This window comes from Photorhabdus akhurstii, assembly GCF_018448925.1.
Classification (GTDB): domain Bacteria; phylum Pseudomonadota; class Gammaproteobacteria; order Enterobacterales; family Enterobacteriaceae; genus Photorhabdus; species Photorhabdus akhurstii.
Window position 1 is genome coordinate 20,518 of the sequence record NZ_RCWE01000004.1, and the last position, 26,772, is coordinate 47,289.

22 protein-coding genes, 2 pseudogenes and 1 riboswitch are annotated in these 26,772 nt (G+C 40.0%); of the genes and pseudogenes, 11 read left to right on the forward strand and 13 right to left on the reverse strand.

What is annotated here, in order from left to right; translation table 11 throughout:
• Positions 1-64: 64 nt before the first annotated feature.
• The 5 genes from purB to rluE all read right to left on the reverse strand — a co-directional run bounded on the left by purB (position 65) and on the right by rluE (position 4,350).
• Positions 65-1,435 (reverse strand): adenylosuccinate lyase, encoded by a 1,371-nt coding sequence (gene purB, locus EAE93_RS06690; RefSeq protein ID WP_110087239.1) that lies wholly within the window; start codon positions 1,433-1,435, stop codon positions 65-67.
• A gap of 23 nt (positions 1,436-1,458) precedes the next feature.
• On the reverse strand, positions 1,459-2,088 hold the full coding sequence (gene hflD, locus EAE93_RS06695) for a high frequency lysogenization protein HflD (RefSeq protein ID WP_110087238.1): 630 nt from the start codon (positions 2,086-2,088) through the stop codon (positions 1,459-1,461).
• Between the two features lie 2 nt (positions 2,089-2,090).
• Complete coding sequence (gene mnmA, locus EAE93_RS06700) at positions 2,091-3,194, reverse strand: tRNA 2-thiouridine(34) synthase MnmA (RefSeq protein ID WP_110087237.1); 1,104 nt, start codon at positions 3,192-3,194, stop codon at positions 2,091-2,093.
• A gap of 84 nt (positions 3,195-3,278) precedes the next feature.
• A complete protein-coding gene (locus EAE93_RS06705; protein WP_110087236.1) occupies positions 3,279-3,728 on the reverse strand; it encodes an NUDIX domain-containing protein in 450 nt (149 codons plus the stop codon).
• Positions 3,721-4,350 carry a 23S rRNA pseudouridine(2457) synthase RluE gene (rluE, locus tag EAE93_RS06710; protein WP_214039352.1) on the reverse strand — a complete coding sequence of 210 codons (630 nt, stop codon included), beginning with the start codon at positions 4,348-4,350 and terminating at the stop codon, positions 3,721-3,723. Before rluE ends, EAE93_RS06705 begins: the two co-directional genes overlap by 8 nt.
• Positions 4,351-4,488: 138 nt before the next feature.
• Between rluE and icd the strand changes: the two genes are divergently transcribed.
• Both icd and EAE93_RS06720 read left to right on the forward strand, forming a co-directional pair.
• A complete protein-coding gene (gene icd / locus EAE93_RS06715; RefSeq protein WP_214039353.1) occupies positions 4,489-5,742 on the forward strand; it encodes an NADP-dependent isocitrate dehydrogenase in 1,254 nt (417 codons plus the stop codon).
• 320 nt (positions 5,743-6,062) lie between these two features.
• Positions 6,063-6,458 (forward strand): hypothetical protein, encoded by a 396-nt coding sequence (locus EAE93_RS06720; RefSeq protein ID WP_214039354.1) that lies wholly within the window; start codon positions 6,063-6,065, stop codon positions 6,456-6,458.
• A gap of 196 nt (positions 6,459-6,654) precedes the next feature.
• Here EAE93_RS06720 and EAE93_RS06725 read toward each other — a convergent pair whose 3' ends face one another.
• Both EAE93_RS06725 and folE read right to left on the reverse strand, forming a co-directional pair.
• Complete coding sequence (locus EAE93_RS06725) at positions 6,655-7,239, reverse strand: 6-carboxytetrahydropterin synthase (protein ID WP_214039355.1); 585 nt, start codon at positions 7,237-7,239, stop codon at positions 6,655-6,657.
• Positions 7,236-7,931 (reverse strand): GTP cyclohydrolase I, encoded by a 696-nt coding sequence (gene folE, locus EAE93_RS06730; protein ID WP_105399408.1) that lies wholly within the window; start codon positions 7,929-7,931, stop codon positions 7,236-7,238. The genes EAE93_RS06725 and folE overlap by 4 nt, the downstream gene beginning before the upstream one ends.
• 669 nt (positions 7,932-8,600) lie before the next feature.
• Here folE and EAE93_RS06735 point away from each other — a divergent pair.
• The 3 genes from EAE93_RS06735 to EAE93_RS06745 all read left to right on the forward strand — a co-directional run bounded on the left by EAE93_RS06735 (position 8,601) and on the right by EAE93_RS06745 (position 14,443).
• A complete protein-coding gene (locus tag EAE93_RS06735) occupies positions 8,601-9,494 on the forward strand; it encodes a LysR family transcriptional regulator (protein WP_044467150.1) in 894 nt (297 codons plus the stop codon).
• A gap of 2,406 nt (positions 9,495-11,900) precedes the next feature.
• On the forward strand, positions 11,901-13,373 hold the full coding sequence (locus EAE93_RS06740; RefSeq protein ID WP_036805057.1) for an alanine/glycine:cation symporter family protein: 1,473 nt from the start codon (positions 11,901-11,903) through the stop codon (positions 13,371-13,373).
• A 251-nt stretch (positions 13,374-13,624) separates the two neighbouring features.
• On the forward strand, positions 13,625-14,443 hold the full coding sequence (locus EAE93_RS06745; protein ID WP_036805060.1) for an N-acetylmuramoyl-L-alanine amidase: 819 nt from the start codon (positions 13,625-13,627) through the stop codon (positions 14,441-14,443).
• A gap of 364 nt (positions 14,444-14,807) precedes the next feature.
• Here the strand turns inward: EAE93_RS06745 and EAE93_RS06750 are convergent, their stop codons facing one another.
• Positions 14,808-15,242, reverse strand: coding sequence for a DUF805 domain-containing protein (locus EAE93_RS06750; RefSeq protein ID WP_036805063.1), 435 nt, complete (start codon positions 15,240-15,242; stop codon positions 14,808-14,810).
• Between the two features lie 214 nt (positions 15,243-15,456).
• Here EAE93_RS06750 and EAE93_RS06755 point away from each other — a divergent pair, with 214 nt between their 5' ends.
• Positions 15,457-15,951, forward strand: a complete 495-nt coding sequence (locus tag EAE93_RS06755) for a DUF2165 family protein (RefSeq protein ID WP_036805066.1) — start codon at positions 15,457-15,459, stop codon at positions 15,949-15,951.
• 2 nt (positions 15,952-15,953) lie between these two features.
• Positions 15,954-16,232 (forward strand): annotated as a pseudogene (locus EAE93_RS06760) (EamA family transporter); the annotation flags it as partial.
• Between the two features lie 41 nt (positions 16,233-16,273).
• On the opposite strand, the pseudogene EAE93_RS06765 reads toward EAE93_RS06760, so the two are convergent.
• Positions 16,274-16,977, reverse strand: a pseudogene (locus EAE93_RS06765) (RNA-guided endonuclease InsQ/TnpB family protein); the annotation flags it as partial.
• A gap of 23 nt (positions 16,978-17,000) precedes the next feature.
• A complete protein-coding gene (locus tag EAE93_RS06770; protein ID WP_036805072.1) occupies positions 17,001-17,384 on the reverse strand; it encodes a helix-turn-helix domain-containing protein in 384 nt (127 codons plus the stop codon).
• A gap of 315 nt (positions 17,385-17,699) precedes the next feature.
• On the opposite strand from EAE93_RS06770, the gene mgrB reads away from it, so the two are divergent.
• Both mgrB and EAE93_RS06780 read left to right on the forward strand, forming a co-directional pair.
• Positions 17,700-17,843 (forward strand): PhoP/PhoQ regulatory lipoprotein MgrB, encoded by a 144-nt coding sequence (gene mgrB, locus EAE93_RS06775; protein ID WP_082300881.1) that lies wholly within the window; start codon positions 17,700-17,702, stop codon positions 17,841-17,843.
• Between the two features lie 169 nt (positions 17,844-18,012).
• On the forward strand, positions 18,013-19,392 hold the full coding sequence (locus tag EAE93_RS06780) for an amino acid permease (protein ID WP_036805075.1): 1,380 nt from the start codon (positions 18,013-18,015) through the stop codon (positions 19,390-19,392).
• 67 nt (positions 19,393-19,459) lie between these two features.
• On the opposite strand, the gene pagP is transcribed toward EAE93_RS06780, so the two are convergent.
• Positions 19,460-20,083: a lipid IV(A) palmitoyltransferase PagP gene (gene pagP / locus EAE93_RS06785; RefSeq protein ID WP_036781808.1), complete on the reverse strand. Its 624-nt coding sequence runs from the start codon at positions 20,081-20,083 to the stop codon at positions 19,460-19,462.
• Positions 20,084-20,686: 603 nt separating this feature from the next.
• Between pagP and cspE the strand changes: the two genes are divergently transcribed.
• Positions 20,687-20,896, forward strand: coding sequence for a transcription antiterminator/RNA stability regulator CspE (gene cspE, locus EAE93_RS06790; protein ID WP_036781809.1), 210 nt, complete (start codon positions 20,687-20,689; stop codon positions 20,894-20,896).
• A gap of 114 nt (positions 20,897-21,010) precedes the next feature.
• Positions 21,011-21,103: riboswitch (TPP riboswitch) on the forward strand.
• Between the two features lie 40 nt (positions 21,104-21,143).
• Positions 21,144-21,944: a bifunctional hydroxymethylpyrimidine kinase/phosphomethylpyrimidine kinase gene (gene thiD, locus EAE93_RS06795; RefSeq protein ID WP_214039356.1), complete on the forward strand. Its 801-nt coding sequence runs from the start codon at positions 21,144-21,146 to the stop codon at positions 21,942-21,944.
• A gap of 150 nt (positions 21,945-22,094) precedes the next feature.
• Here thiD and fbaB read toward each other — a convergent pair whose 3' ends face one another.
• Both fbaB and trhP read right to left on the reverse strand, forming a co-directional pair.
• A complete protein-coding gene (gene fbaB, locus EAE93_RS06800) occupies positions 22,095-23,144 on the reverse strand; it encodes a class I fructose-bisphosphate aldolase (RefSeq protein WP_105395017.1) in 1,050 nt (349 codons plus the stop codon).
• A 2,195-nt stretch (positions 23,145-25,339) separates the two neighbouring features.
• Positions 25,340-26,701 carry a prephenate-dependent tRNA uridine(34) hydroxylase TrhP gene (gene trhP / locus EAE93_RS06805; RefSeq protein WP_105397089.1) on the reverse strand — a complete coding sequence of 454 codons (1,362 nt, stop codon included), beginning with the start codon at positions 26,699-26,701 and terminating at the stop codon, positions 25,340-25,342.
• Positions 26,702-26,772: the final 71 nt, after the last annotated feature.

Genomic DNA, 26,772 nt, shown 5'->3' on the forward strand with positions numbered 1-26,772 from the left:
GTTTGGGATTGGTTTATATAAGGATAGCAACAGACGGGTGTTTTATCCGTCTGTTGAATATCAATTACTTCAATTCATCAACCAGTGTAATTGCACGGCCAATATAATTTGCCGGTGTCATGGCTTTCAGGCGAGTTTTCTCTTCTTCCGGTAAATCCAGTCCATCGATAAAGATTTTCATCCCCTCAGCATTGACGCGTTTACCGCGGGTAAGTTCTTTGAGTTTTTCATAAGGCTTTTCGATACCATAGCGACGCATCACTGTTTGGATAGGTTCAGCAAGCACTTCCCAGTTTTGATCTAGCTCATCCAGCAGATGCTGCTCATTGACTTCCAACTTATTTAAGCCTTTCATCGTAGATTGATAAGCGATCAGAGCATATCCCAAGCCAACACCAAGGTTACGTAATACAGTTGAATCAGTCAGATCGCGTTGCCAGCGGGAAATCGGTAACTTGCTTGCCAGATGACCAAATACTGCATTTGCCAGCCCCAAATTGCCTTCCGAGTTTTCAAAATCAATTGGATTGACTTTGTGTGGCATAGTGGAAGAACCGATTTCACCGGCAACCGTTTTCTGTTTGAAATGGTTAAGTGCGATGTAACCCCAAATGTCGCGGTCAAAATCGATAAGAATCGTATTGAAGCGAGCGATGACATCGAACAATTCAGCAATATAATCATGGGGTTCGATTTGAGTCGTGTATGGATTCCATTTGATGCCGAGTGAAGTCACAAAAGTTTCACTAAACTGATGCCAATCAACCTGTGGGTAAGCGGCTATATGGGCATTATAGTTACCCACGGCGCCATTAATTTTACCGAGTATTTCGACTTGTTCCAGTTGGCGATACTGGCGTTCCATCCGGTGAGCAACATTGGCAAACTCTTTACCAACGGTGGAAGGTGTGGCCGGTTGGCCGTGAGTGCGAGATAACAGTGGTAAATCTCGATATTCACTCGCCATTTTTTTGATGGTATCAATCATCTGATGCCATTGTGGTAAAAGTACTTCTTCACGAGCTGTTTGTAGCATCAGTGCATAAGCCAGATTGTTAATATCTTCAGAAGTACAGGCAAAGTGAATAAACTCAGAAACCTTGTGTAGTGCAGGAACATGTGCAACTTTCTCTTTCAGAAAATATTCCACTGCTTTGACATCGTGGTTAGTGGTGCGTTCGATAATTTTAATGCGCATTGCATCCTGTTCATTGAAATTTGTGATAATTTCATTCAGGTAAGCGTTTGCGTCTGTATCAAAAGCGGGAACTTCTTTAATTTCAGCACATTCTGCCAGTTTTTGCAGCCAACGTACTTCAACCTGCACTCGGAATTTCAGTAAGCCAAACTCACTAAAAATGGTACGTAATGCGCTGACTTTATCGCCGTAACGGCCATCGATCGGAGAAACAGCAGTTAGTGAGGACAATTCCATTGGTAGCAACTCCCGGATTTTATTTAACAATGAGAAAGAATATCTTTCGCCTGTTGGATCAGGCGTTGACGAGAAAACATTAATTGCAGGCGACCGCCGCCAACTTGTTGCCATAAGACCGCGCAACGGACGCCAGCCAGTAGAATAGCCCGGACTTTCGCTTGTACAAGTGGATTGCGCAGAACATCCGGGGAACCTGTCACTTGGATACGTGGGCCTATTGGGCTGATAACATCGACATAAATACCGGCCAACGCATTGAACATCCCTTCTGACATGGGTTCAAAATGCGCCTGTTGGCGCTCTAACAAACTGATACGATTACCCAGTGCATCGAAAGCGGCCTGATTTTTATTTAGTCGGCGCTCCAGTGCGACTAGACTCAAGATATAGCGGGTGAGATCGGCGGAAATACCATTGTTGTTAGCGCTATTAAACATCCCTAGCAATGCGTTTAGCCCAGTGCGCAGATTGCGTTCATGATTGCCGAACACATCTAAAACAGATGTCGGGTTAGTGTTCAGGATGCTATTAACCATAGTGGCGACAGCATCGGTATCACACTGGTTTTCATGAGCAAGTTGCTGTACCAGACGACCTGACTGGCAAATTCCCGCCAATGCCAGTGTGATATTGTAATAATTCTTTGCCACGATTACTCCTGCAAACGTTGTTCAATCACGCCACCGCCAAGACAAACTTCACCCTGATAAAAGACGGCTGATTGGCCGGGGGTGACTGCGGCGACAGGGTTAGCAAAACGGACTTCAATTTTATCTTCGTTTATGGGGGTGACAGTGCAAGGAATATCCTGCTGACGATAACGTGTTTTGACGACGCAATGGATTTCTTTAGTTAATGTCTCTCTATCAACCCAATGAAGTTGCTGAGCGATAAGGCCGGTAGACATTAAACGAGGGTGTTCATGCCCCTGCGCCACGATCAGGATATTGTTTTGAACGTCTTTATCTATGACATACCACGGCTCTTCGCTGCCTTCTTTCGTTCCACCGATGCCTAAACCTTTACGTTGGCCCAACGTATGGTACATCAGCCCCTGATGTTCACCGACGGTTTCTCCATCTACAGTCATAATGGGGCCAGGTTTGGCAGGTAAATAACGGCCAAGGAAATCACGGAATTTGCGCTCGCCGATAAAACAGATACCGGTGGAATCTTTTTTCTTTGCCGTCGCCAGACCGATTTCTTCCGCGATACGACGAACCTCCGGTTTTTCCAGTTCACCGACAGGAAATAGGCTTTGAGCAATTTGCTGGTGGCTCAGAGTGTATAAGAAATAACTTTGGTCTTTATTGTTATCCAGCCCGCGTAATAATTGGCTTTTACCGTTAATATCTTTGCGACGGACATAATGACCTGTTGCGATGTAATCCGCGCCTAAATCCTCAGCAGCGAATTCCAGAAATGCTTTAAACTTAATTTCTTTGTTACATAGAATATCTGGATTAGGTGTTCTGCCCGCTCGATATTCAGAAAGAAAATGTTCGAAAACATTGTCCCAATACTCGGCGGCAAAATTGACGGTATGAAGTTCGATGCTCAACTTATCGCAAACGGATTGGGCATCAGCCAGATCAGTCGCGGCTGAACAGTACTCTTCATCATCGTCCTCTTCCCAATTCTTCATGAACAAGCCAGCCACTTGATAACCTTGCTGTTGTAGCAAATAGGCGGAGACGGAGGAATCTACACCGCCGGACATGCCGACAATGACTTTTTTCTGGCTGTTATCTGACATGGGAATCTCACTGGAGAAAAAAACGAGCGTCGTACTTTAACACGTTGCAGACAGGGGTGCATCAAACGTATTACTGTTTTGTTATTAAATAAACGGAGAAACATAACTATCCAATAGGGCGAGAGGATATTTTTCGTTTTTCAGGTAGCAGCGGATACTTTCTGCGACGAGAGGAGAACGAAGACAATGGCTATTGAATATTTGTTCGGCTGTAACCCAATGGCAACAGTCAATATCACGGTCTTGTGGATCGGCTAAGGTTTGTTGTTCCATTTCAACCAGAAACAGAAAACGGATAAAGGGCGTGCCGTCTGGCGCAACCCACTGATGAACTTTCAGCAGTGCTTGTGGTTTAGCCTGAATACCGGCCTCTTCCCATAATTCGCGTTCCGCCGCTTGTAACAATGTTTCATCAGCCTCAAGATGACCAGCGGGCTGATTCCATAATGCTTTGCCATTAATTGTCTCTTCAACGACCAGAAATTTATTCTGGGCATGGACAATACAGGCAACTGTGACGTGGGGGTTAAACAAAATTGATCTCCTTCCATTCACCGGGTTTCATCTTGCCTAATTGCAAGCTTCCCATACTAAAACGAATTAGCCGAAGTGTGGGGAAACCGATATGTGCTGTCATTCTGCGCACTTGACGATTTCGGCCTTCATAAAGTGTTATTTTTAACCAGCTTACCGGAATATTTTTACGTTCACGAATCGGTGGCTGGCGACGCCAAAGCCATGATGGTTCATGAACTAACTCAGCGCCTGCGGGTAGGGTAGGCCCATCTTTTAATATGACGCCATTGCGTAACTTATCGAGAGAAGCTTCATCTGGAATGCCTTCAACTTGCGCATAATAAACTTTGGCTGTTTTTTTATTCGGTTGGGTTAGCTGTGCTTGAAGTTTGCCGTCATTGGTCAGAATTAATAATCCTTCACTGTCGCGATCTAAACGCCCGGCAGCATACACATTTGGCAACGGGATAAAGTCTTTTAGTGTTGTTCTGCCCATTTCATCGGTGAATTGGGGTAAAACATCGTAAGGTTTGTTAAATATCAACACTCGACGAGGTTCTGTTGGTTTTTTGACAGAATGTGATATTTTTCTTTGGCTGAATCGGTTAAGTCTGTGTTTTTTAATGGAGAAATTTGTCATTATAGATCACTGCATAAAATGGAAGGGGTATTATACATTAGTCTGCTATCAATTGGCGTTCGCAGAATATTCAAGTAGTATTGACACGTCCCTTACAAAAAATTAACAAGGTATTACGCTTACTTGAAGGAGAGGTTAATGGAAAGCAAAGTAGTTATTCCGGCGGAAGGTAAAAAAATAACAGTCGACGCTAAAGGTAAACTGGTTGTTCCGAATAACCCGGTCATCCCTTATATCGAAGGGGATGGGATTGGTGTCGATGTTACCCCTGCAATGTTGAAAGTGGTCGATGCAGCGGTTCAGAAAGCCTATCAGGGTGAGCGTAAAATTTCCTGGATGGAAATCTACACCGGTGAAAAATCTACTCATGTATACGGTAAAGATGTTTGGTTGCCGGATGAAACGTTGGATCTGATCCGTGAATATCGCGTAGCCATTAAAGGTCCTCTGACGACGCCGGTTGGCGGCGGCATTCGTTCTCTGAACGTAGCATTGCGTCAGCAATTAGATCTGTATGTTTGTCTCCGTCCTGTTCGTTACTACCAGGGTACGCCAAGTCCGGTCAAACGACCTGAATTGACCGACATGGTTATTTTCCGTGAAAACGCGGAAGATATTTACGCCGGTATTGAATGGAAAGCGGGGTCTGTCGAAGCGGATAAAGTGATCAAATTCCTGCAAGAAGAGATGGGCGTAAATAAAATCCGTTTCCCACAACAATGTGGTATCGGTGTGAAACCCTGTTCTGAAGAGGGCACTAAACGCTTAGTCCGTGCTGCCATTGAATACGCAATTGATAATGACCGTGAATCTGTCACTCTGGTTCACAAAGGCAACATTATGAAGTTTACCGAAGGTGCTTTCAAAGACTGGGGTTATCAGCTTGCTCGTGAAGAGTTCGGCGGTGAACTGTTGGATGGCGGCCCTTGGGTGAAAATTAAGAATCCGAAAAACGGCAAAGAGATCATTGTCAAAGATGTCATCGCGGATGCGTTTCTACAACAGATTCTGTTGCGCCCTGCTGAATATGATGTTATCGCCTGTATGAACCTGAATGGTGACTACATCTCTGATGCACTGGCTGCTCAGGTTGGTGGTATTGGCATTGCTCCGGGAGCAAACATCGGTGATGAATGTGCCTTGTTTGAAGCGACTCATGGTACAGCACCTAAATATGCCGGTCAGGATAAGGTGAATCCAGGTTCTGTGATTCTTTCCGCTGAGATGATGTTGCGCCATATGGGGTGGACAGAAGCCGCAGATCTGATTGTTAAGGGCATGGAAGGCGCGATTGCCGCGAAGACCGTGACTTATGATTTCGAACGTCTGATGGAAGGCGCTAAACTGCTGAAATGTAGCGAATTTGGTGACGCGATTATTCAACATATGTAATCCGTCATCATTGTGAAAACTTCACGGTAGCTAATGCTTCCGTGGGGTTTTCTGAATTTACAGGGATTTTTGCTGTAAAATTCTCAAAAATAGTGGAAATAAACGTGTTTTTTTGCGTTATATTCTTCAATTTTATTTTTTTCAGATAGTTATCTGTCGTTTTTACCTTTTTATGCCCTATAGCCTTAATTGGAAAATCTCAATCACTTAAAAGGTATATATTGTTGTTTTATTAGGCATGAAATTTTGCAAGTCACATATGACAGAGTGTATACTGAGGTTAATATTCGTTCTGTCTGATAGGAAGAGGGGAGTAAAAGATGAGTGGCTCAGATGATAAAAAAATAGAGTTTAGTACGAGCGATGTGTTAAATGCTCTCTTGCATCGCGGTCAGAATATGCAACATCTTGCAACTCAGGAAAGCGTGGATAATCTGCGCCGTGAGACTGAGGCTAACTTTGCGTCACTTGATAAGCGTTTCGAATCTATTGATAAACGCTTTGAATCTGTTGATAAGCGATTCGAATTAATAGATAGACGCTTCGAATCTATAGATAAACGTTTCGATGTTATGGATAAGCGTTTTGAATCTATAGATAAACGTTTTGATAAACTTGAAGGTAAATTTGATCGACTTCAATGGTTTATTGTTGCGGCGGCGCTGGCATTGCTATTCAAAGAATATATTTTTAAAGCGGCGGCTGTTATCCAGTAACTTGCAACCTTATTGCAAGTTACTGCCTAACTTATTCTTTCATCTTTTATTTTTTCTCTGTTTCATTGCTTTTTGGCTACAGTATCTTCCAGTTCATCGAAAATTGAAGGGCATTGATAACAAGGTTGTTGGCCGTAAGATATCGCTGTTTATATTGGTAAGTCCTCGTTACACCTATTCACCGTGGTTTATTGCTTTATAAGCGCCTATAAGTGGAATCTGGTGTAACAATATTTCTTGAGTCATATTCAAACCGGCCCATTGCTTGTGAATAAGCTTTCAGCTCCTCGAACCGTTGGCTGAGAAATGCGTTACGTTCCTCTTCATGAATCGAATCGGCATTGCAATCTGTAAAACAATTGGGGGTTTCATAGAGTCTGACGCGGTGAATTTTGAGGCTATCCCATTCACTAAAAAGAACTTCCATAGTGAGGAATATCTCTTTTGCAATATTTTCAACGGTTGGATTGCAGTACTCGCCACTACGATTTAAGCTCATGAGTCTAAATTTACTGCGCGTAGCATGGACAGCGGATATAAAATCTGCATCCTTGGGATTAAGAATCGAGGCGTGATCCAGATACTCATCAATCCATGCTGCGCCGATACGCTTTATCTCTTTAAAATCTATTGCGTATCCAATTGGCTGCATCTGTTCAAATGAGAAAGTGAGTTCATACAGATAAGTGTGTCCGTGGATATTGAAGCATTTCACCCTCTCGTTCATGACTCGATGAGCGGAGTCAAAAGAACCTTTGCGTGTAATATATTGAATTGTCATGCGGTACCTCTAATCAATTCATAGAAGTCTTGCTTGGCAGGTGAATTAGTATCGGCGAATACACCTGAGAACATTTGTGTCTTCATCCGGCTTTTCTGGTGGCGTACACCTCTGCAACTTACACAGTTATGTGATGCATCTATCAATACTGCGACACCCTGATTTCTTTCACATACTTGGTTTACTGCATTATGGATTATTGCTGTTAATCGTTCTTGTATAAGCCCACGTCTGCCAAAATGTTCGACGATCCGATTTAACTTTGACAGGCCAAGAACACGGCCATGTTGACTTGGTATGTAGGCAACGTGAACATAGCCTCTGATTGCTTGATGATGGTGAGAGCACATGGAGTCGAGAGCGATCCAGCCGTCGAATACAATGCCATCGTAGTTATCTGCCGGAAATGTAGTGATAGGTCCCATTGGTTTGTATCGACCTTTCCATAGGTCAAGTACATAAGCTTTCGCAACACGTCTCGGCGTGTCTTTCGAATTAGGATCATTTTGCCAGTCTACGCCAAGAGCGGTCAGGAATTCTCCGAATGATATAGCAGCTTTATCTATGATAAGGTTAAGTTCTGTTTTGGTCAGAGTCTCATTGGGTCCGTGTAATGCGCGTTTTTTTGCTAATTGCATGGATATTCCATCTGCAAATCCATGTGTAGAAATTTCTAAATCTCCTGGTTCCACAGTAGGTACCTCGTTATTGTCACTAAATGGTTCATTATGATCCGTTTAGAAAAATGCATATTTTTGTTTAACGGACCACCAGTATTTAGTCCCTTACTATCTGAATGCTAGATAAAATAGTGGTGGGTATCATGTCCTTTGCAGTCATTCTTAAGACCTTTTAAGTCTTAATTGGGTGAACTGATATTGGGATTCGTGTTTTCCCGCTCACTTAGTCACGTTGTGAAATTGTGCATTAAGTTAGATATGTTATGCCATTATTTCTGCTTGTTTTAATTTCTTGATATGAATATTTAATACTTATCTTTCCAGAGAAAATAATGAGTCTTATTTATTGTTATTGTAAATGTATTGACGTACAGTTTGGGGCTTATTCATTAAATAAATTAATTAATTGTATGAATGGCATCCAGATAGAGAGCGGTTTCACAACTATCAGATACTGTTTTTTAACAAGGTTAGGCAAATCTTGCTCAGTGATCGGTTATAACATATTTACTAAAGGAGGTTTTATGTAATTCGGAATTGATAATATGGGCCCTGATCTAACCTACGGGACAACACCAACTTAAACCTGAACACTTTTAGATGATCTGAAAGGACAAATAAAGATGTGTTCAGAAAGAATAGGCATAAGTCTGTTTAGCGAAAGATGGAGGTTGCATATATATGAAATTGCGACATTTACGGTGTTTTGTGGCGGTAGCAGAAGAATTACATTTCGCGAGAGCTGCGCAGCGCCTGCATATAGAACAATCACCGCTATCAAGGATAATTAAAAACTTGGAAGCTGATCTTGGTACGATGTTATTCGTGCGCACCACAAGGAATATCCGGCTCACACGTGCGGGGGAAATTTTACTGGAGCAGGCTCCTCGCATCTTTTCCGTACTTGGTCAGGTTCGTGATAGTGTGAAAGCAGTTTCGGCTGGATTTCATAGCCAGCTTCGTATTGCATTATCCGATGGTGTTACACCACCCAAGTTAGCCGAATTGTTAGCAAAATGCCGTGAGGACGAACCAGGGATGGACATTCGCTTACATGAGATACCTCTAGCTCAACACATGAATGGATTACGTGACAACCTTTTTGATGTGGGATTTGCTCAATCTATGACAGTAGGCGATGGCATCATTGCCATGCCGGCTTGGTATGATTCGTTGGTGGCGGCTATTCCTATCAGGCACCCGCTTTTAGTGTATAAAGAAGTGCCGTTAGATGAACTTTTATACTATCCACTGATCATCTGTGGTCAGGAGGCGTATGAGGGATATTTGGAGCCGGTGCTGTCTATATTACAAAATGCAAAGTTAGCGCCATCTATATCCGAAAAGGTTGCCAGTTTTGACCTTTTGCTAACTTTAGTGGCCGCTGGATATGGGATTGGGGTGGCGGGAGAGTCACAGATCAACCTGGCTCGGCATGGCGACGTCGCCATAAGACCATTCGCTGGTGATATTCCTAAACTGGTGACATATATGCTTAGGCTTGATGCCCCGTTAACAGAAGAACTTGCCCGGTTTGAAGAAAGAGTTGGAAATTTGTACACCAGTGTTTGTTGATCTTATTAGGGGAAAGAGCCTTTTGGAGTTCTGCTAGTGCTGATTAAAGTGCAATTCGCAATCATCTAAGTATCTAAATTGATAGAGAACTGCGAATTTCTGGCAAATATTTGACCATTTTTTTCCAATGCCTGATGAAAGTTTTCATATCAATCGGAGTCGAGGACTTAAGATACCTATCTTGAGAAAGAATGGAATGATCAGCTTGGTTTGATGAGTGACAAGTAGATGTAAGAAGTTAAAACTGGATAGTTAATTTAATAGCATGTAAAAATCTTTATTGCGTGTGTGTTTAGGCAAAAACCGCTAACGGGAGTTTGTTCTCCCGCTGGTTTTATAACTGTAAATAGAGTACTTACTGTATAATATTTGAAGTGTTATTATTTAGTTATTGTTTTTCCTTATTAAGAATTTTTTCATATTCCTCCCAAACGACAGACAATGGTGAACTTAAACAACAAATGGATATTGAACCCCCTGATGGAGGGTGATATTCATATTTAGATCTCCCACGATAGACTCTTATAGGTAAATTGTTATCAGTGGGATTCTTCCTTTTTCTTCTTAACATCATTCATAACCTCAACGTATATTGTTTAAATTATGCATTTAGAATAAAAGTGAGATATTTATACAATATTAACTTCATAAACATATTTTTTTTGTAAAAGATAACAAATGAAAATATTAGCAGTAGATAATAAAAGATCCAGTTTTATGTTGCATATAAGAGAAGTTTTTTCACATTTTTTATAAAATAATTTCAAAATGAAATAATATTTTATGGAAATTAAAACACAATGTTTGATAAATGTAAAATAAAAGTTGATTTTAACTATGCATGGTTGGGTTAAATCTGCTGTTTTTATAGCCGAATGAAGTGGTGACTAACATATAACTGACTGTTTGGGAGAATTTTGATGCTTATACCCGTCATCTTTAAAGTTGCCTCTTTGTTGGCTGCATTCATTCACCCCGGTCACATAGTTATCTATGCTCCCGGGGATTCGCTCCCTTGCCGTCGCGATGCATCTTGAAATCCATAGGGTATATAGGTATTCAACGAATTGTTGTAACAAAATGGTGGGTGTAATTTTGGTCAAACTATCTCTAACTAGCTATCACGATGGATTGCCAAGTTGAGTCTTGGTATTTTTGTGATTTACCTAAGATACCTCTACTCGTAGTATCCAGCCTTAGGGAAACTCAACGTGGTGATATCATTGTGATAACTTTATTTTGCAGTGTATTCTATTTTACTTAAATTCTATTGCTCATGCGGTAAATTTTCTACAAGCTTTATTAAATATTCAGTCTATCTGGCAGTCGATCAAATTTGTCCTGATGCGGCTGGAAAACTTGCTGAATAAACGTTATTTGCTTCCAAAAGGCAATCAGAGTACCCCTTGATTTTTTATAAAAAAGGATTTTATTATGCCGATTTTATGGTCATTTCATTTTAATTCACTTGCGGAAATATTGGACAATCATCTTGTGGAAAATAGAGTAATAGGAGGCATTAGATATATATTTTGAAGATATTTGCAGAATAGAAAAATAAGCAGAAATGTGTTCGTTAGAATCAGATGAAGAAGTGGGGAACATTCGTTAAAATCTTTTTAATGCTAATGATACTTAACACAAGTAGCTAGGAGAAAAATATCATTTTTTCTTGTGATTTAGGATGCTTACAGATAAATACCAGATATAGGTTAAGGTTTTTATTAGTTTTTTGCATGTTATGTTATTTGTTGGGATGATATTTCCTACATTGAGTGTATGTGTTGGTATTTCATTGTGATCTGATAAGTGAGTTTTTTATCTTTTTGATTTTTAATGTTTTATGTGATGGATGTCACTATGCGAAATTTTCTAAATTAATGATGATTTTTTTGTTAAAGCTGATAATCTGCTCACAAAACTAATCACAATATCTTATTTTTGAATTTTTTTTCTTGATATTAATTGGTTGTTGATTTAATTAACAAGAGGCTCATTGGTAGAACTTTTTTACTTGCATGAGGACTATCGTCGTAGGCTTCATAATAGTAATGGATTTCATATATGTAGCTTATTGTGAATCATAGGTAGGAGGCATCGCCAAAAAAGTGTATGAAATGACTGACGGGCGATAGTCGATTGAATGCCATATCTATTAACTATCAGTCAAAAACAGTACACCAAACATTCATTTAATCTGATGGATAATGTAAAAAGGTCAGTAAACATTACACATTAATTTCAAACTTGTGTTACATTCATAGTGTTTTTCTGACCGGTATCTCTGTGTTTTTTTATACAGCATTGTGTTACTTGTTAATTATAAAGGCATATTAAGCGCAATGAATTCTGCCGGATACGATTTTATGGTCAGACTGGGTTTACTAATTTAAGGGGAAAAATATCTTGACGGAACTAATTAGCTTTCTTAACAGCCTTAACAGTATCCTTTGGGGCTCCGTGCTGATTTATCTTCTTCTTGGCGCCGGTATTTACTTCACGATACGTACAGGTTTTATACAGATTCGCCATTTTGGGCACATGTTTTCAGTATTGAAAAACAGTAAAAAATCTGACAGTGCAGGTATTTCATCATTCCAGGCTCTGTGTACCAGCTTAGCAGCACGGGTTGGCACCGGTAACCTTACTGGTGTGGCAATCGCCTTAACGGCTGGTGGGCCTGGCGCCATTTTTTGGATGTGGATGGTCGCTCTGATTGGAATGGCAACCTCTTTTATTGAGAGTACACTTGCCCAGCTGTACAAGACAAAAGACGATAAGGGGAATTACCGCGGTGGTCCGGCCTACTATATGGAAAAAGGGCTTGGAGTACGCTGGATGGGCATTCTGTTCTCCATATTCCTCATTATTGCTTTTGGTCTGGTATTTAATGCTGTCCAGGCAAATTCCATCGTTCAGGCTGCTGCTTTCGCATTCGATTTCAATCCTTTATATGTCGGCATCGGTTTGGTGATTCTTAGCGGGATCATTATTTTTGGTGGCTTGCGCTCTATTGCTCGGGTTGCAGAGTTGGTTGTCCCTTTTATGGCGATAGCTTATCTGATTCTGGCATTCTGGGTCGTCGGTCATAACTTTGAACGCATGCCAGAAGTGTTTGCATTAATTTTCAAAAGCGCATTCGGTTTACAGGAAGCTGTTGCAGGCACCGTTGGTTATGGTGTTGCACAGGCGATGACACAAGGTGTTCAGCGCGGGCTGTTTTCAAATGAAGCAGGGATGGGTTCGGCACCCAATGCTGCGGCTTCTGCTTCTCCATATCCTCCTCATCCTGCATCTCAGGGTTATGTGCAGATGCTAGGGGTCTTTATGGATACTCTGGTTATCTGTAGTGCTACTGCCGTTATCATCCTGTCATCGGGTGTGCTTGATGGCAATATTTCAGGGATAAGTGGAATAGAATTGACTCAGCGAGCACTGTCTTCCGCTGTTGGTGATTGGGGATCTGAATTTATTGCACTGGCTATCTTCTTTTTCGCATTCACATCAATTATTGCAAATTATGCTTATGCTGAAAGCAATATCGTATTCCTTGAACGTAATCATACTGCTGGTTTAGTGATCTTACGTCTGGCGGCGTTGGGTATGGTGATGTTTGGTTCGTTGGCTGAATTGCCTTTAGTTTGGAAAATGGCTGATTTGTCTATGGCATTGATGGCAATTACTAACCTGACCGCTATTTTGTTGCTTTCTGGCGTCGCATTTAAGCTCGCAAAAGATTACAACCAACAGAGACGTGTTGGTAAATTACCGACATTTGATATCAATCAGTATCCTGAGATTCAGAAAAAAGTTGAAGTTGGTATTTGGGAAGAAACGGCAACTCTTGCCCAATCTAACCAAGCGGTTGACCGCAAGTGAAATGCTAGCACACAGTATCGTTAATACTCTTTAACAACATAGCGACTGATAGCCTTTCACGTTTCATCTGTTATTCTTGCCTTATTTCCATCTAACTTATGGGAATAAGGCATTTTTACTTGTGGTCTATGTCAAGAGCAAAACCGGTAGTTTTATAAAAAAATCATGTAAAACATAAATTTTATTTTGTATTCATTTGATTTCTTTGTGTTATTATCTTGCTTTCAATTAATAGGTAGGACAGGGAAATGATGAAGAAGATCATATTAGTTGGCTTATTTATGCTATTGGCGGGGTGTTCCAGCCTGGAAGATCGGGGCACTTATAAAGTTGATAGCTCTTTTCCTTCACAAGGTCAAAATGACAGAGTAAGGTTTTTGGTATTCCACTATACCGCTGTCAATGATGAAGATTCTTTACGTATACTCACTCAGGGCGGTGTTAGTGCTCATTATTTGCTCCCATCGTTACCGAATTATGTGAGAGGCAAGCCTGTTATTTTGCAACTGGTTCCTGAAGATAAGAGGGCGTGGCATGCTGGTGTTAGTGGATGGAATGGTCGGAAAGACTTGAATGACACTTCGATTGGCATTGAAATTGTTAATAAAGGATTTACGGAAATGCTACTTGAGAAAGAGTGGTATCCGTTTAATGAGCAGCAGATCGATCTATTAACGCGTTTGGCGAAAGATATTATTCAACGTTATGGCATTGAACCTATTAATGTCGTTGGTCACAGTGATATTGCACCTTTGAGAAAGTATGATCCAGGTAAACTTTTCCCTTGGAAGAGTTTGGCTGAACAAGGTATCGGTGCATGGCCTGATGATGCAACCGTTGGAAAGTATATGGCGGGTAGAAAGTGGAATGATGGTGCTTCTGTTGAGTTAATTCAGAAGACATTGGCTAAATATGGCTACACCATTCCACAAACTGGTGTGCTTGATGAGGATACCCGTAAAACAATCAGTGCGTTCCAGATGCATTTCAGGCCAGATGACATCAGTGGTAATCCTGATGCACAAACTGAATCGATAGCTCTGGCTCTGGTTGAGAAATATAAAAAGTAGTTTTGATTTGTAATATTTCATTGTGATCGTGCCATAAAAACAACTTCATCAGAGTGACCTTTATGGCATGATTCTTCTCATTAACTCTATAGATTTTCATGATCTATTCTTCGAGCCTTTCTTCACTTTGTTTTAACCTGCAATGACAGTCTTACCTCGGCAGTTGTTGATCACATCTTTCCTGTTATCACTGTTTTAACATCAGGCGGCTTTCATTATTATTTCTATAGAGAAAGAACTAAGATTATGGCTAAGTAATAAAATATTCAGTGTATATAAATAATCGTCGCTTTATTTTATAGTGACTATTACTGTCTTAAGTAATAGTCAGATTAAATGAAATTTTTGCAATATGGAGAAAATATTAATTTTTATTATTATTTTTCCTTTTTGGCAGAATCAATGCCAGGATAATTCCAATTAGACTGATAAAGGGTGAATATATTATTATTTTGTTTTTGTCGGGAAAATAGTTTGGTAACACACTGCACAGATAGATAAAAATAGAGACTGGCCAACCATACAGCCCCACATCATTAAATCTGTAGGCTGTTTTCATGATTAAATAGTAAACCGTAGCGAAGGAACACATTGCCCATAGGCCAATAGAGATTATATATAACCACACTGATAACTCATATTGCATGTGAGTCGCATAATTGTTTTCTGCTAGATAACCTGAGAGAAAGATCAATATTCCTAAAATAATGGCTATTTTAATAAAGCTAATAATATAATCTTTTCTACTCAATTTTTGGCTGAAATAATTTTTTATTGCACTAACTAGAGAATCGTTCATAAATAGCAGTCAGGTAAATAACAATGTGGCAGATAATAACTGATCTAATGATAGTATGAACAGAAAAATATAAATCAGATATTAGATGAGAATATTTTAAAAGTAATTTTATGATTAAATATGTGTAAATAAGGTGATGATTGTTAAATTATATGATAGTTTTTATCCTTTATGATCTTTTTGGTGTTTAAGCCATTGTGTGAGGAGTTGGCAAATGATTATTCGGTTATCTAAAATTTTGATGATTTTTGCAGTAGCTTTGTTTGCTACATTAGCTGCTTTTGGCAATATCACAGACTATGCTACTAATTTTGCATTTGTACAACATGTATTAATGATGGATACCATCTTCCCAGATACAACTATTACCTATCGTGCAATTCATTCACCAGTGCTACACCACATTGGTTATATTGCCATTATTTCTTTAGAAACTTTAACGGCAGTGTTATGTTGGATTGGTGGTATTCATTTACTGGCGAATTTAAAATCCAATGCTGCTGTTTTTAATAAAAAGAAGACTATTGCGATAGTTGGTCTGACCTTGGGATTCTTGACTTGGCAGGTGGCGTTTATGTCAATTGGTGGTGAATGGTTTGGAATGTGGATGTCCACACAGTGGAACGGCGTGTCGAGTGCTTTCCGTTTTTTTGTCACTATCATTCTGGTACTGATTTATTTGATTCAGTATGACAGAGAACTAGAATAAATATGGGAATAGGTGTGAGAACAAGGATCGAACAACACAAAGCAACTCTGTACGGAATATTGGCGATTATGTTGTGGAGTACAATCGTTGGATTGATAAGAAGTGTGAGTGAAGATTTTGGGCCTGTAGGCGGCGCGGCGCTGATTTATACTGTTGGATCAATTTTTCTGATTCTGCTAATGGGCTTCCCAAAAGTCAGTGCTTTTCCCAGAGTCTACTTGTGGCTTGGCAGTCTATTATTTGTCAGTTATGAAATCTGTTTATCACTTGCATTAGGCTTTGGTGACTGCTCCCCGCCGTAAACGGCAAGGCTTCCCACTTCTCAGGCCGCAACCGTTGATGCAACGGATTTACGCTGGCCTCCGTGGGCAGAAACGACGAGTCCCGCCGCCTGTAATTCCTGTATGCCCTTGCGCTGGATGTTGATCGCTGCGTTGATGTCACGATCATGTTCGACACCACAGCAAGGACATGGCCAGATCCGCTTGTTCAGCGGCATTTCCGGCACTTTATGGCGGCAGCAGTGACACGTTTTCGAACTGGCGAACCATTGATCCAGTTTCACCAGATGGATGCCTGCCGCTTCCGCTTTGTATTCCAGCTTCGTGATGAATCCATGCCAGCCTGCATCACCGATAGCACGAGCCAGCTTGGGATTTTTCATCAGGTTGGCCGATTTCAGTGTCTCCACAATGATCGCTTGGTTTTCGTCAACAATTGAACGAGACAGTTTGTGTTGAAAATCGGCACGGGCATTGGCGACCCGTTCGTGTACACATGCAAGCTGTATACGCGCTTTGCGACGATTGGCACTCCCCTGGTCTTACGGGATAACGCTTTCTGTTTACGCCGCAGGTTGCGGCTGGCGTTGATAAGGTGGCGTGGATTCGCAATCTTATCCCCACTGGATGTGATCGCATAGTGAGACAACCCCATATCCAGCCCGGTGACACGGGCTACCAAAGAGGGCTTTACTGGCGCTTTCATGCCGTCATTGCAGAGGATTGAGGCGTAATACTTGCCTGTTTCAATGTTCTCTGACTATCGTGTCACGAACGGTTGGCAGCAAAATGTAGAGGTAATTTAACTTCGAGCTCAATATCTGGATTCTGCCGGAAATCATAGGGCGTTATGCCATACTCTTTGCGGAACATGTAAGTGAAATGAGACTGAGAGCCGAAGCCGAAATCTAAAGCGATATCAAAAATAGGCAAAGAGCTGTTTCTTAAAAGATGCACAGCGCCGGCCAGGCGTCGCTGGCGGATATATTTACCAAGCGAAATGCCGGTGACTTCCTTGAATATTTTCTGCATGTGCCAAAGCGAGTAACCGGAGTAAGCTGCCAGTTCTTCCAGGTGGATTACCCGGCCAAGGTGATTCTCAATCCATTTGCTGAGAGCACATACAAGTGCTAAGTGATTATCCTGTGGCATTAACAATTTTGTTCTGGTTGAAAATGAAAGGAAGTATACACAACTTTTTCTAAAGATGACAAAGCCTTGACATCACGATTTAGATTGTAACTGAATGTGACAATTGATTTTTTTGTCATAGTGAATAAAATCCACATGGTTAGTATTTGTTTAAACGTGTTCTGATATGTTGTTAGCATACATATTGTTGCCGGTACGATTTTTTCGCAATGAAAGCACAGGATGAATATTTTTCTTGTTTCATTGTTGTAAAATATCATTTTCCAACTTTATTCTTAACGTATTGCGTTCTGACCGAACTTGAAGGAAATAGAATTGGACATAAAAAAAACCATTGCAATCTTAGTATTACTTGGAATATGTCTGTTCTTGTATCTGTTAGCTTTGGATAGCTATTGTGATCAGGGGGGAAAGTTTGATTCAGGTATTTGTTCTGTGACTCGATATCTGCCTTTCTGATTAGTTGCTGATACTCATCAGCCATTTTCCCGTCATATATCTGTGCTAACATATATCTTCAATATCCACCCTTTAAAGCTAGTGTTTTGTTTGCTTTGAATAAAGCAGATAAGGGGAAGCGGTTGTTTTCCCACTAATAACAAGATAGAAGTTGCATCAAGAGGACAAGATGGCAGGACAATCGCAGCGGTCAACACTTAAACGCGGTTTAAAAAACCGGCATATTCAACTTATTGCTTTGGGGGGGGCTGTCGGGACTGGGTTGTTTCTCGGTATTGCACAAACCATAAAAATGGCAGGTCCCTCCGTAATTTTAGGATACGCTATCGCAGGCTTTATTGCATTTCTGATTATGCGTCAGCTAGGAGAGATGGTGGTCGAGGAGCCTGTAGCGGGGTCGTTTAGTCATTTCGCGTATAAATATTGGGGGGATTTTCCCGGATTTTTATCAGGTTGGAATTACTGGGCGATGTTTACTCTGGTTGGCATGGCTGAATTAACGGCTGTGGGAATGTATATCCACTACTGGTGGCCTGATATTCCAACCTGGGTTTCTGCAACCGTCTTCTTTGTCTTAATCAATACAGTAAATTTAATTAATGTCCGATTATATGGTGAAACAGAATTTTGGTTTTCCATCATTAAAGTGACCGCCATTATCTGTATGATTGTATTTGGCGCTTACTTGTTAGTTAGCGGAAATGGCGGACCTCAGGCCAGTATTACTAACCTTTGGCAACATGGCGGCTTTATGCCTAATGGCATCACCAGCCTAATCATGGCAATGGCTGTGATCATGTTCTCTTTTGGTGGATTGGAACTGGTAGGTATTACCGCAGCAGAAGCGGAAAATCCACGTATCAGCATTCCTAAGGCCACCAATCAGGTAGTATACAGAATATTGATTTTCTATATTGGTTCTCTGACCGTGTTATTGTCGCTTTATCCGTGGGGCAATGTCGTTGAAGGTGAAAGCCCATTTGTTATGATTTTTCACAACCTGGATAGTTTCTGGGTGGCTAACGTTCTGAATATTGTTGTCCTAACTGCCGCATTATCCGTTTATAACAGCGGAGTGTATTGTAACAGCCGGATGCTGTACGGTTTAGCAAAACAAGGCAATGCTCCTGGGATGCTGACAAAAGTTAATGAGAGTGGTGTTCCTATCAGAGCCATTGTCGTGTCTGCTTTGGCAACGTCCGTTGGTGTATTGATTAATTATGTAATGCCGGGCAAAGCATTTGAATTATTGATGGCGTTGGTGGTAACAACGTTAGTGATTAATTGGGTCATGATCTGTACGGCGCATTTAAAATTCCGGGCGGAAAAAGTTAAACAGGGAATAGAGCCATCATTTAAGGCATTCTGGTATCCATTCGGTAATTATCTGTGTCTGGCTTTCCTTGCCTTTATACTCGTCATTATTTTGATGATGGACAGCATCCGTATTTCAGTCATTCTGATGCCATTCTGGGTGGGTGTGTTATGGATTGGGTTTTTAATGTCTCGTTCCCGCCGTGATAAAATGAGAGCACAGGAGCAGGGATAACATATATTTGGATTATCTCTATGAAGATACCAGGCTGATATTACACAGCCTGGTATTTTTTATCCAGTTACCATTGCCAACGTAACCAAGCGAAGAGGACGTTACCGTTATTATATGTGCCGGGAATATATGTCCCTTGCAGCGATAACCGATCATATTCTATGGAGAATAACGGTAGTGGCAGTGGAATAGGGACATAATAATAATCATGACGAGCTGTAACGCTTAAAGTGAAACCGATTCCCATTCGGAAACCATCTAAATCACCGGGTATCCACATTTTCTGAAATCCATAGCCAACGATGGGTTCCAAACGGTTATGAGAATCCATAAAAGCCATTGCATAAAGGGAATGCCAATCATTGTCTTGGTCGTAACGATATTTACCATAGCCGAAACCCCAGGGCCGCTCATTATATCTATCGATTTTCTCTTTATCGTAGGTATGCCTGTTATGCCAAGTAATTACCGGCAGATAAAGTTCATTGTCGGGTGCATTCCAGGTGAGAGCGACATTATTGTTGAATTTTTCCCATAAACTACCTGAATTGTTGCTATAACCGAGCGGTGTGTGTGATTGAGTCGTTGCTAATGATTTATTAGCAGTATTTGCTGTTGCTGCCAACACTGTCCCAGATGAGACTAAAAGAGTGGCTGATAGGGTACAGGCTGTGGTTAAATCAAACTTCATTATTTATTGCTCCAAATTTCCCGACGACATAAATTGGGAAGATCCTGCGCATCACGTAAAATATGACAAACATCTAAATTCAGGAATTCTACTCTTGCTATTTTCAATAAAAGTTAAACGAAAAATTAATATTAAGATGTGATAGGTATTAACTGGGTATATTTAATACTGATATTTTAGTCGACTAATATTGGGAGTGTGTTGATTTTTTCTTTCACCCAAACAGTAGAGATTGGCCTCTGTGAACATACTAATAGATATAAAAAATCTAATAATAAGATAGGCAAAATAAATTAGAATTTTTTATGTTATCTGGGGTTTTGTTGAGTGGATAAACTGTAAGCTAATTAGGATAACCTTGGATTTTCAAATTTTTGCAGTTATGTTAAACAATAATTGTTGTTAAGAATTTTAAATATGTGCGTTAGCTCCATAGCTGATAAAAAATGGCTTGCCATCATATTAAGAATATGTGATAAATCGTTCGGGTAAACGAGGTACGGTTCTGTTATACAGTTCTGTTAATAGCAGCAACTTGCTCTAGTTTTTATGTTGCGCCGAAACGGCGAATTAGAATTAAGTGATCCAAAGGAAATTCTTAAAATGGCAAAAATCACTGGTACTGTAAAGTGGTTCAACGAATCAAAAGGTTTTGGCTTTATTACTCCTGCTGATGGTAGCAAAGATGTGTTTGTACATTTTAGCGCTATTCAGAGCGAGGGTTTTAAAACTCTGGCGGAAGGCCAAAAAGTTGAGTTTGAAATTCAGGACGGTCAGAAAGGTCCTTCTGCGGCAAACGTCACTACAGCATAACTTCTTTTTGTCGATCATTTTGGATTGACGAAGTAAATTTGTTGTCTGATTGGTTTTTTACTGGCAACAATGACATACCGATATCACCCTGTTGGTTATCTGATAGGGTGTTTTTGTTTTGGCTCGGGGCGCTCTTTATTGAGCTGAGATGAACCCGTAATACCTGATCTGGATAATGCCAGCGTAGGGAAGTCATGGTGTCTTTTCCTGATACTTGCTTTTCTTTTGCTGGTTGGAAGAGGTGCTTATGATGAGAATCAATTCACTGACAATTGCCGGTACTGATCCTAGCGGCGGTGCCGGCATTCAAGCTGACCTAAAAACTTTCTCTGCACTTGGTGCTTATGGCACAACAGTAATGACAGCGCTTGTTGCGCAAAATACCTGTGGTGTGCAATCCATTTATGATATCGATCCTACTTTTGTTGCGGCACAGCTTGAATCTGTGCTGTCAGATATCAGAATTGATAGCGCTAAGATAGGCATGTTATCTAATGCAGCCAACGTTGTCGTTGTTGCTGATGCAATAAGTCGTTATTCCGTTCCTTATGTTGTATTGGATACGGTAATGATTGCGAAAAGTGGCGATCCGTTGCTGGCGCCGGAAGCGGTTTCCGAGGTTGTTGAACGATTATTACCGAAGGTTTCGTTGATTACCCCAAATTTGCCGGAAGCCGCAGCGATATTAAAGTGCTCTGTAGCAAAAACCGAAACGGACATGCAAAAACAGGGGCGTGAATTATTATCGCTAGGATGCGAAGCCGTTTTACTGAAAGGCGGGCACCTTACAGAGCATGAAAGCCCTGATTGGCTGTTTACTGTTGAGGGTGAATGGCGTTTTACTGCGCCCAGAATCAATACGCGCCATACACATGGTACAGGGTGTACGCTCTCCGCTGCGCTAGCTGCTTTGCGTCCACGTTACTCGAATTGGCAGACAACCCTGCCTGTTGCCAAATCATACCTCCAGGCGGCATTAGAACAGGCGGACTCGTTAGAGGTAGGAAAAGGCATTGGGCCTGTGCACCATTTTCATCAGTGGTGGTGAGAATAACTGACAGGCGTTTTCGGGATTGGGTGAGAAAGTGATAATGAATAAGAAGAGTAAGGTATTTATGCTGTGAGAGCAGTATAACTCAACATTGGTAGCGACTTACTATCTACTCATTATCACCGGCGACAAGCTTGACAGCTTGATTTACGCGATAGTCACTTGCTTATCCAGATAGACATCTTGAACCGCATTAATCAGTTCAATACCTTCTTTCATGGATTTTTTGAACGCCTTACGACCGAGGATTAGCCCCATGCCGCCTGCGCGTTTATTAATGACGGCGGTACGAACGGAGTCACTCAAATCATTATTACCGGATGCACCACCTGAGTTGATCATACCGGCGCGTCCCATGTAGCAGTTAGCTATCTGATAACGGACCAGATCGATAGGATGGTCGCTAGTCAAATTAGTGTAAACACGTTTATCGGTATGACCAAAACCAATTGCAGTATAGCCGCCATTATTTTCGGCCATTTTCTGCTTAACGATATCAGCGCCGATAGTGACGGCCAAATGGTTAGCCTGGCCTGTTAAGTCCGCACTGGAGTGATAATCTACCCCCTCTTTTTTGAAGGCAGAATTACGCAGGTAGGCCCACAATACCGTTACCATGCCCAATTCATGCGCCCGTTTAAAGGCGGCTGAAATTTCCTCAATTTGACGCCGTGATTCAATAGAGCCAAAGTAAATCGTTGCGCCAACGGCAACGGCACCCATCTCAAATGCTTGTTCAACACTGGCATATAAAGTTTGATCATATTGGGCGGGATAGCTCAGTGCTTCATTGTGGTTCAGTTTAACCAAAAATGGGATCTTATGAGCATAACGACGAGAAACAGAGGATAACACGCCATAAGTAGAGGCAACACAGTTACAGCCGGCTTCGATAGCCAGTTCAACGATATTTTTGGGATCGAAATAGAGAGGATTTGCTGCAAAAGAAGCGGCAGCAGAATGTTCTACTCCTTGGTCCACCGGCAAAATAGATAAATAACCAGTGCCTCCAAGACGACCATGATTTAACAATGTTTGCATGGAGCGCAAAACTGTATTGGGTCGGTTATTGTCGATCATTACTCGGTCAACAAAATCGGAGCCTGGCAGATAGAGATTTTCACTTGGGATGGTATTACAACGATGTTGCAATAAACTGTCCGCATCTTTGCCTAACAACTTAGCGATATCAGTCATGTTTTACTCCAGTTATGAAAAGATATCATTGATTGTCATTTATCCTTTTTAGGATAACAAGTTGTATTGGGAGGGAAGTGGTAGTGGATCGCTTCAGGTGGGGGGGATAAAGAGAATTTTATTACTTGGAAAGCGGCTATTTAGCGCAAGAGTGACATGACCATTCTTTAGGGGATATAGGGGCGAAAGCGTAAGCTCTTTATGTGTTGGGTTATATATTTTTGTAATTCTTATTGCTTGCTAGCAGACAATTTTCTTGGATAAGATAAAGAGATGTATGAGATTTAATACTGATAAAGAATAAATTATTCATTGTATTTATGACATTGATATTGATTGGGTTTTGATAAATTGCAATATCAATATAGTTAAACTGATCGTCTTTGTTGATATTGTTAATATTTCCTTTGCTTTTATTATTCAACAATGAAATGTTTTCATTATAGATTGGATATATATTATTGTTTCTATAAAGTTTCGGGAAAAATAATTTATATTTTATTTATTTTAGGTTTTTATCTATGCAGATTATATATTATAAATTTAACTATTTCTCTTTATCAATATCAAAAAAAGGAAATAAATTTATTATCGTAAATCTCTATCTATTAGTGCCTTTTTATTTATGAAAGAATTAATCCTTTAGTTATTGTTCTTTATTGATTTATAATATTACAATGTTGTTGGATAGAATTGATAAGATTGTTAGGTGATTTTGGAGTAAAAACTAATGTTAATTTATCATTCTCAATAAATAACTCATTGATTAATATTAAATTGTTTCATTGTTTGCGTGATTTAATTAACCGATAAATAAAGTTATTCTTTATATTTTACTATTTATATCGCTAAACTTAATGTTTTATTACATGAGTCTTTTATAAAGATACAATATGTTTTTCTATTATTTAAATGAGTTTTACAAGGTTAGGTGTTCATATTTTATTTACAGCTATTGATATAAATTTAATTGGTTTTAATTGTTCGTGTTAATAATTTTTTATTTTGTCAATTGAGTTATAACCATGTTTCAATATTGTACATGATAAATAACCATTTTTGGCATCAATGTTTTTAAATCCACATAATTCTGTAAGCAACAGTCAATATGGTTATTTATTCTTTCTTAAAAGTGATAATAATATAAAATAATAATTATACTAAATTCTTAGTTTTAACTTGTATTTATCCATTAATTAACTAATTGAAAAATACATCAATATAATTTGATTTTGTCACAGGTAGAAAATTTCTCATGTTTTTATTACCAATAGTGACATTTAGGTTTCTTTCATTTGCCAAGAGTGATTTCTTATTACATTTCTTCTTTAGTAATTTGTTTGCAAACGATGTTTTATAAAGTTATTGGCTCTATTGATATAGGTTAAGAGTTTGATAGATAAAGGTTGAATGTCTATTGCTGTTACTCGCTAAGCTAATTTTTCCTGATGTTATTGTTAGGTGATATTTTTCATGCTGGTTCGGTGTAAAAATGGGTTTCTATAGTTTTTTGGTTTACTGAGCAGCTCCTATTGTGGGATTAAATTTCATCTTTACAAGAGAGTAACATGTACTGTGCTGCTGTTTATCAGCTTTGGGGTGATTTGGCTATTTTACCCCTGTTTATACTATGGATATATATAAAACAAAATCCATTTTGGGTTGTTAAGTCGGTATAGTCAGCTAAATGTTGAACTAATAGTTTTAACAATAAGTAAATTGTAATTATCTGTTTTCATAATTTTCACCTGATTAATTCTATCAAATTGTATAATATTTGGTCTAAATATGATGGATTTCCTGAATTATTGAACAGTGGAAAATTTTAATTACATTTCTTTAGATAGTGTGATATTTCAATAAGTAGAAATATTTTCTTATTAATATATAGGTATAAGGAACACATTGATATAAATATTCATGGCTTTAATAGTTAAATTTCTCTATTTAATTAATCATGTAAATGAATTCTGTAACTTGTTGATTTTATTTCTCGGAGGAAAAAAGAAAAGGCCAGCTCAAGGGAGATTGAGCCGGCCAAGGAGGTGGTTCCTAGTCTTACTGTAAAACTTTTTTAATTTTTTATTTTTCGCCAGCAATACTACGGTAAATAAAATAGTATTGATGTGATCTGTTTCTAAAAAAAGAAATATATCCTCATAAAGAGGGGATATTGATGATTATTTGTCTGAGTCTCAGTTCGTTTGAGCAGATTGAGAATTAATACCATTTAGATTACGTATTAATAAGGCATAATTAATATCGATTTGTTCCGGCATTGGCAAATAGACAATATACCCATCCCCAGGCGCAACTTCCATTGGTTGGCCTTTTTTATCCTGCATTGCTTCCAATGTAAACTGGATATTGCCTGATGGTGTCATTAATTCGAGACGATCTCCGATCATGAATTTATTCTTGACAGCAACTTCAGCTAATCCGTTGACTCGTTTACCCGTAAATTCACCAACAAATTGTTGTGTATCGGATATCGAATAGCCATATTCATAAGTCTGATAGGCATCATGGGTATGACGGCGTAAAAATCCTTCGGTATAGCCGCGATGAGCGAGTCCTTCTAACGTTGTTAGCAGAGTTGGATCAAAAGGTTTCCCTGCGACGGCATCATCAATGGCTCGGCGGTAAACTTGTGCTGTGCGAGCGCAGTAATAGAAGGATTTTGTCCGTCCTTCGATTTTCAAAGAGTGAACGCCCATTTTAGTTAATCGCTCAACATGCTCAACAGCACGTAAATCTTTAGAATTCATGATATAAGTACCATGCTCATCTTCGAAAGCTGACATATATTCACCAGGGCGTTTTGCTTCTTCGAACGTAAATACTTTATCTGTTGGTGCGCCCTTTCCCAATGTTGGCTCGATATTTTTTGTCGGTATAGGTTCATGCATATGCACAATATTACCGATATCATCCTCTTTGCCTTCTTGGACATGATATTCCCAACGGCAGGCATTAGTGCAGGTTCCCTGATTGGGATCTCGTTTATTAATGTAGCCGGACAACAGGCAACGACCGGAATAGGCCATACACAATGCGCCATGTACGAAAACTTCCAGTTCCATACCGGGAACCTGCTGGCGAATCTCGTTAATTTCATCGAGAGAAAGTTCTCGGGAAAGAATGACCCGCGTCAGCCCCATTTGTTGCCAGAATTTTACTGTTGCCCAATTAACTGCGTTAGCTTGAACGGAAAGATGAATTTCCATTGCAGGAAAAGCTTCACGAACCATCATGATCAGTCCGGGATCGGACATAATGAGAGCATCTGGTCCCATATCAATGACAGGTTTTAGATCACGGATAAAAGTTTTCAGTTTGGCATTGTGAGGTGCAATATTGACCACAACATAAAAGCGTTTACCAAGTTCATGAGCTTCTTTAATGCCGAGTGCCAGATTTTCGTGATTAAATTCATTATTGCGGACGCGCAGGCTGTAACGTGGTTGACCGGCATATACAGCGTCTGCGCCATAGGCAAAAGCATAGCGCATATTTTTCAGCGAACCGGCAGGGGAAAGTAATTCTGGAGTAAACATGGTTAAAAAATTCTCGATTTGAGTTGAGATTAGTTTTCACTATAAAAAGTAAGGATAAGATGGGGATTCTA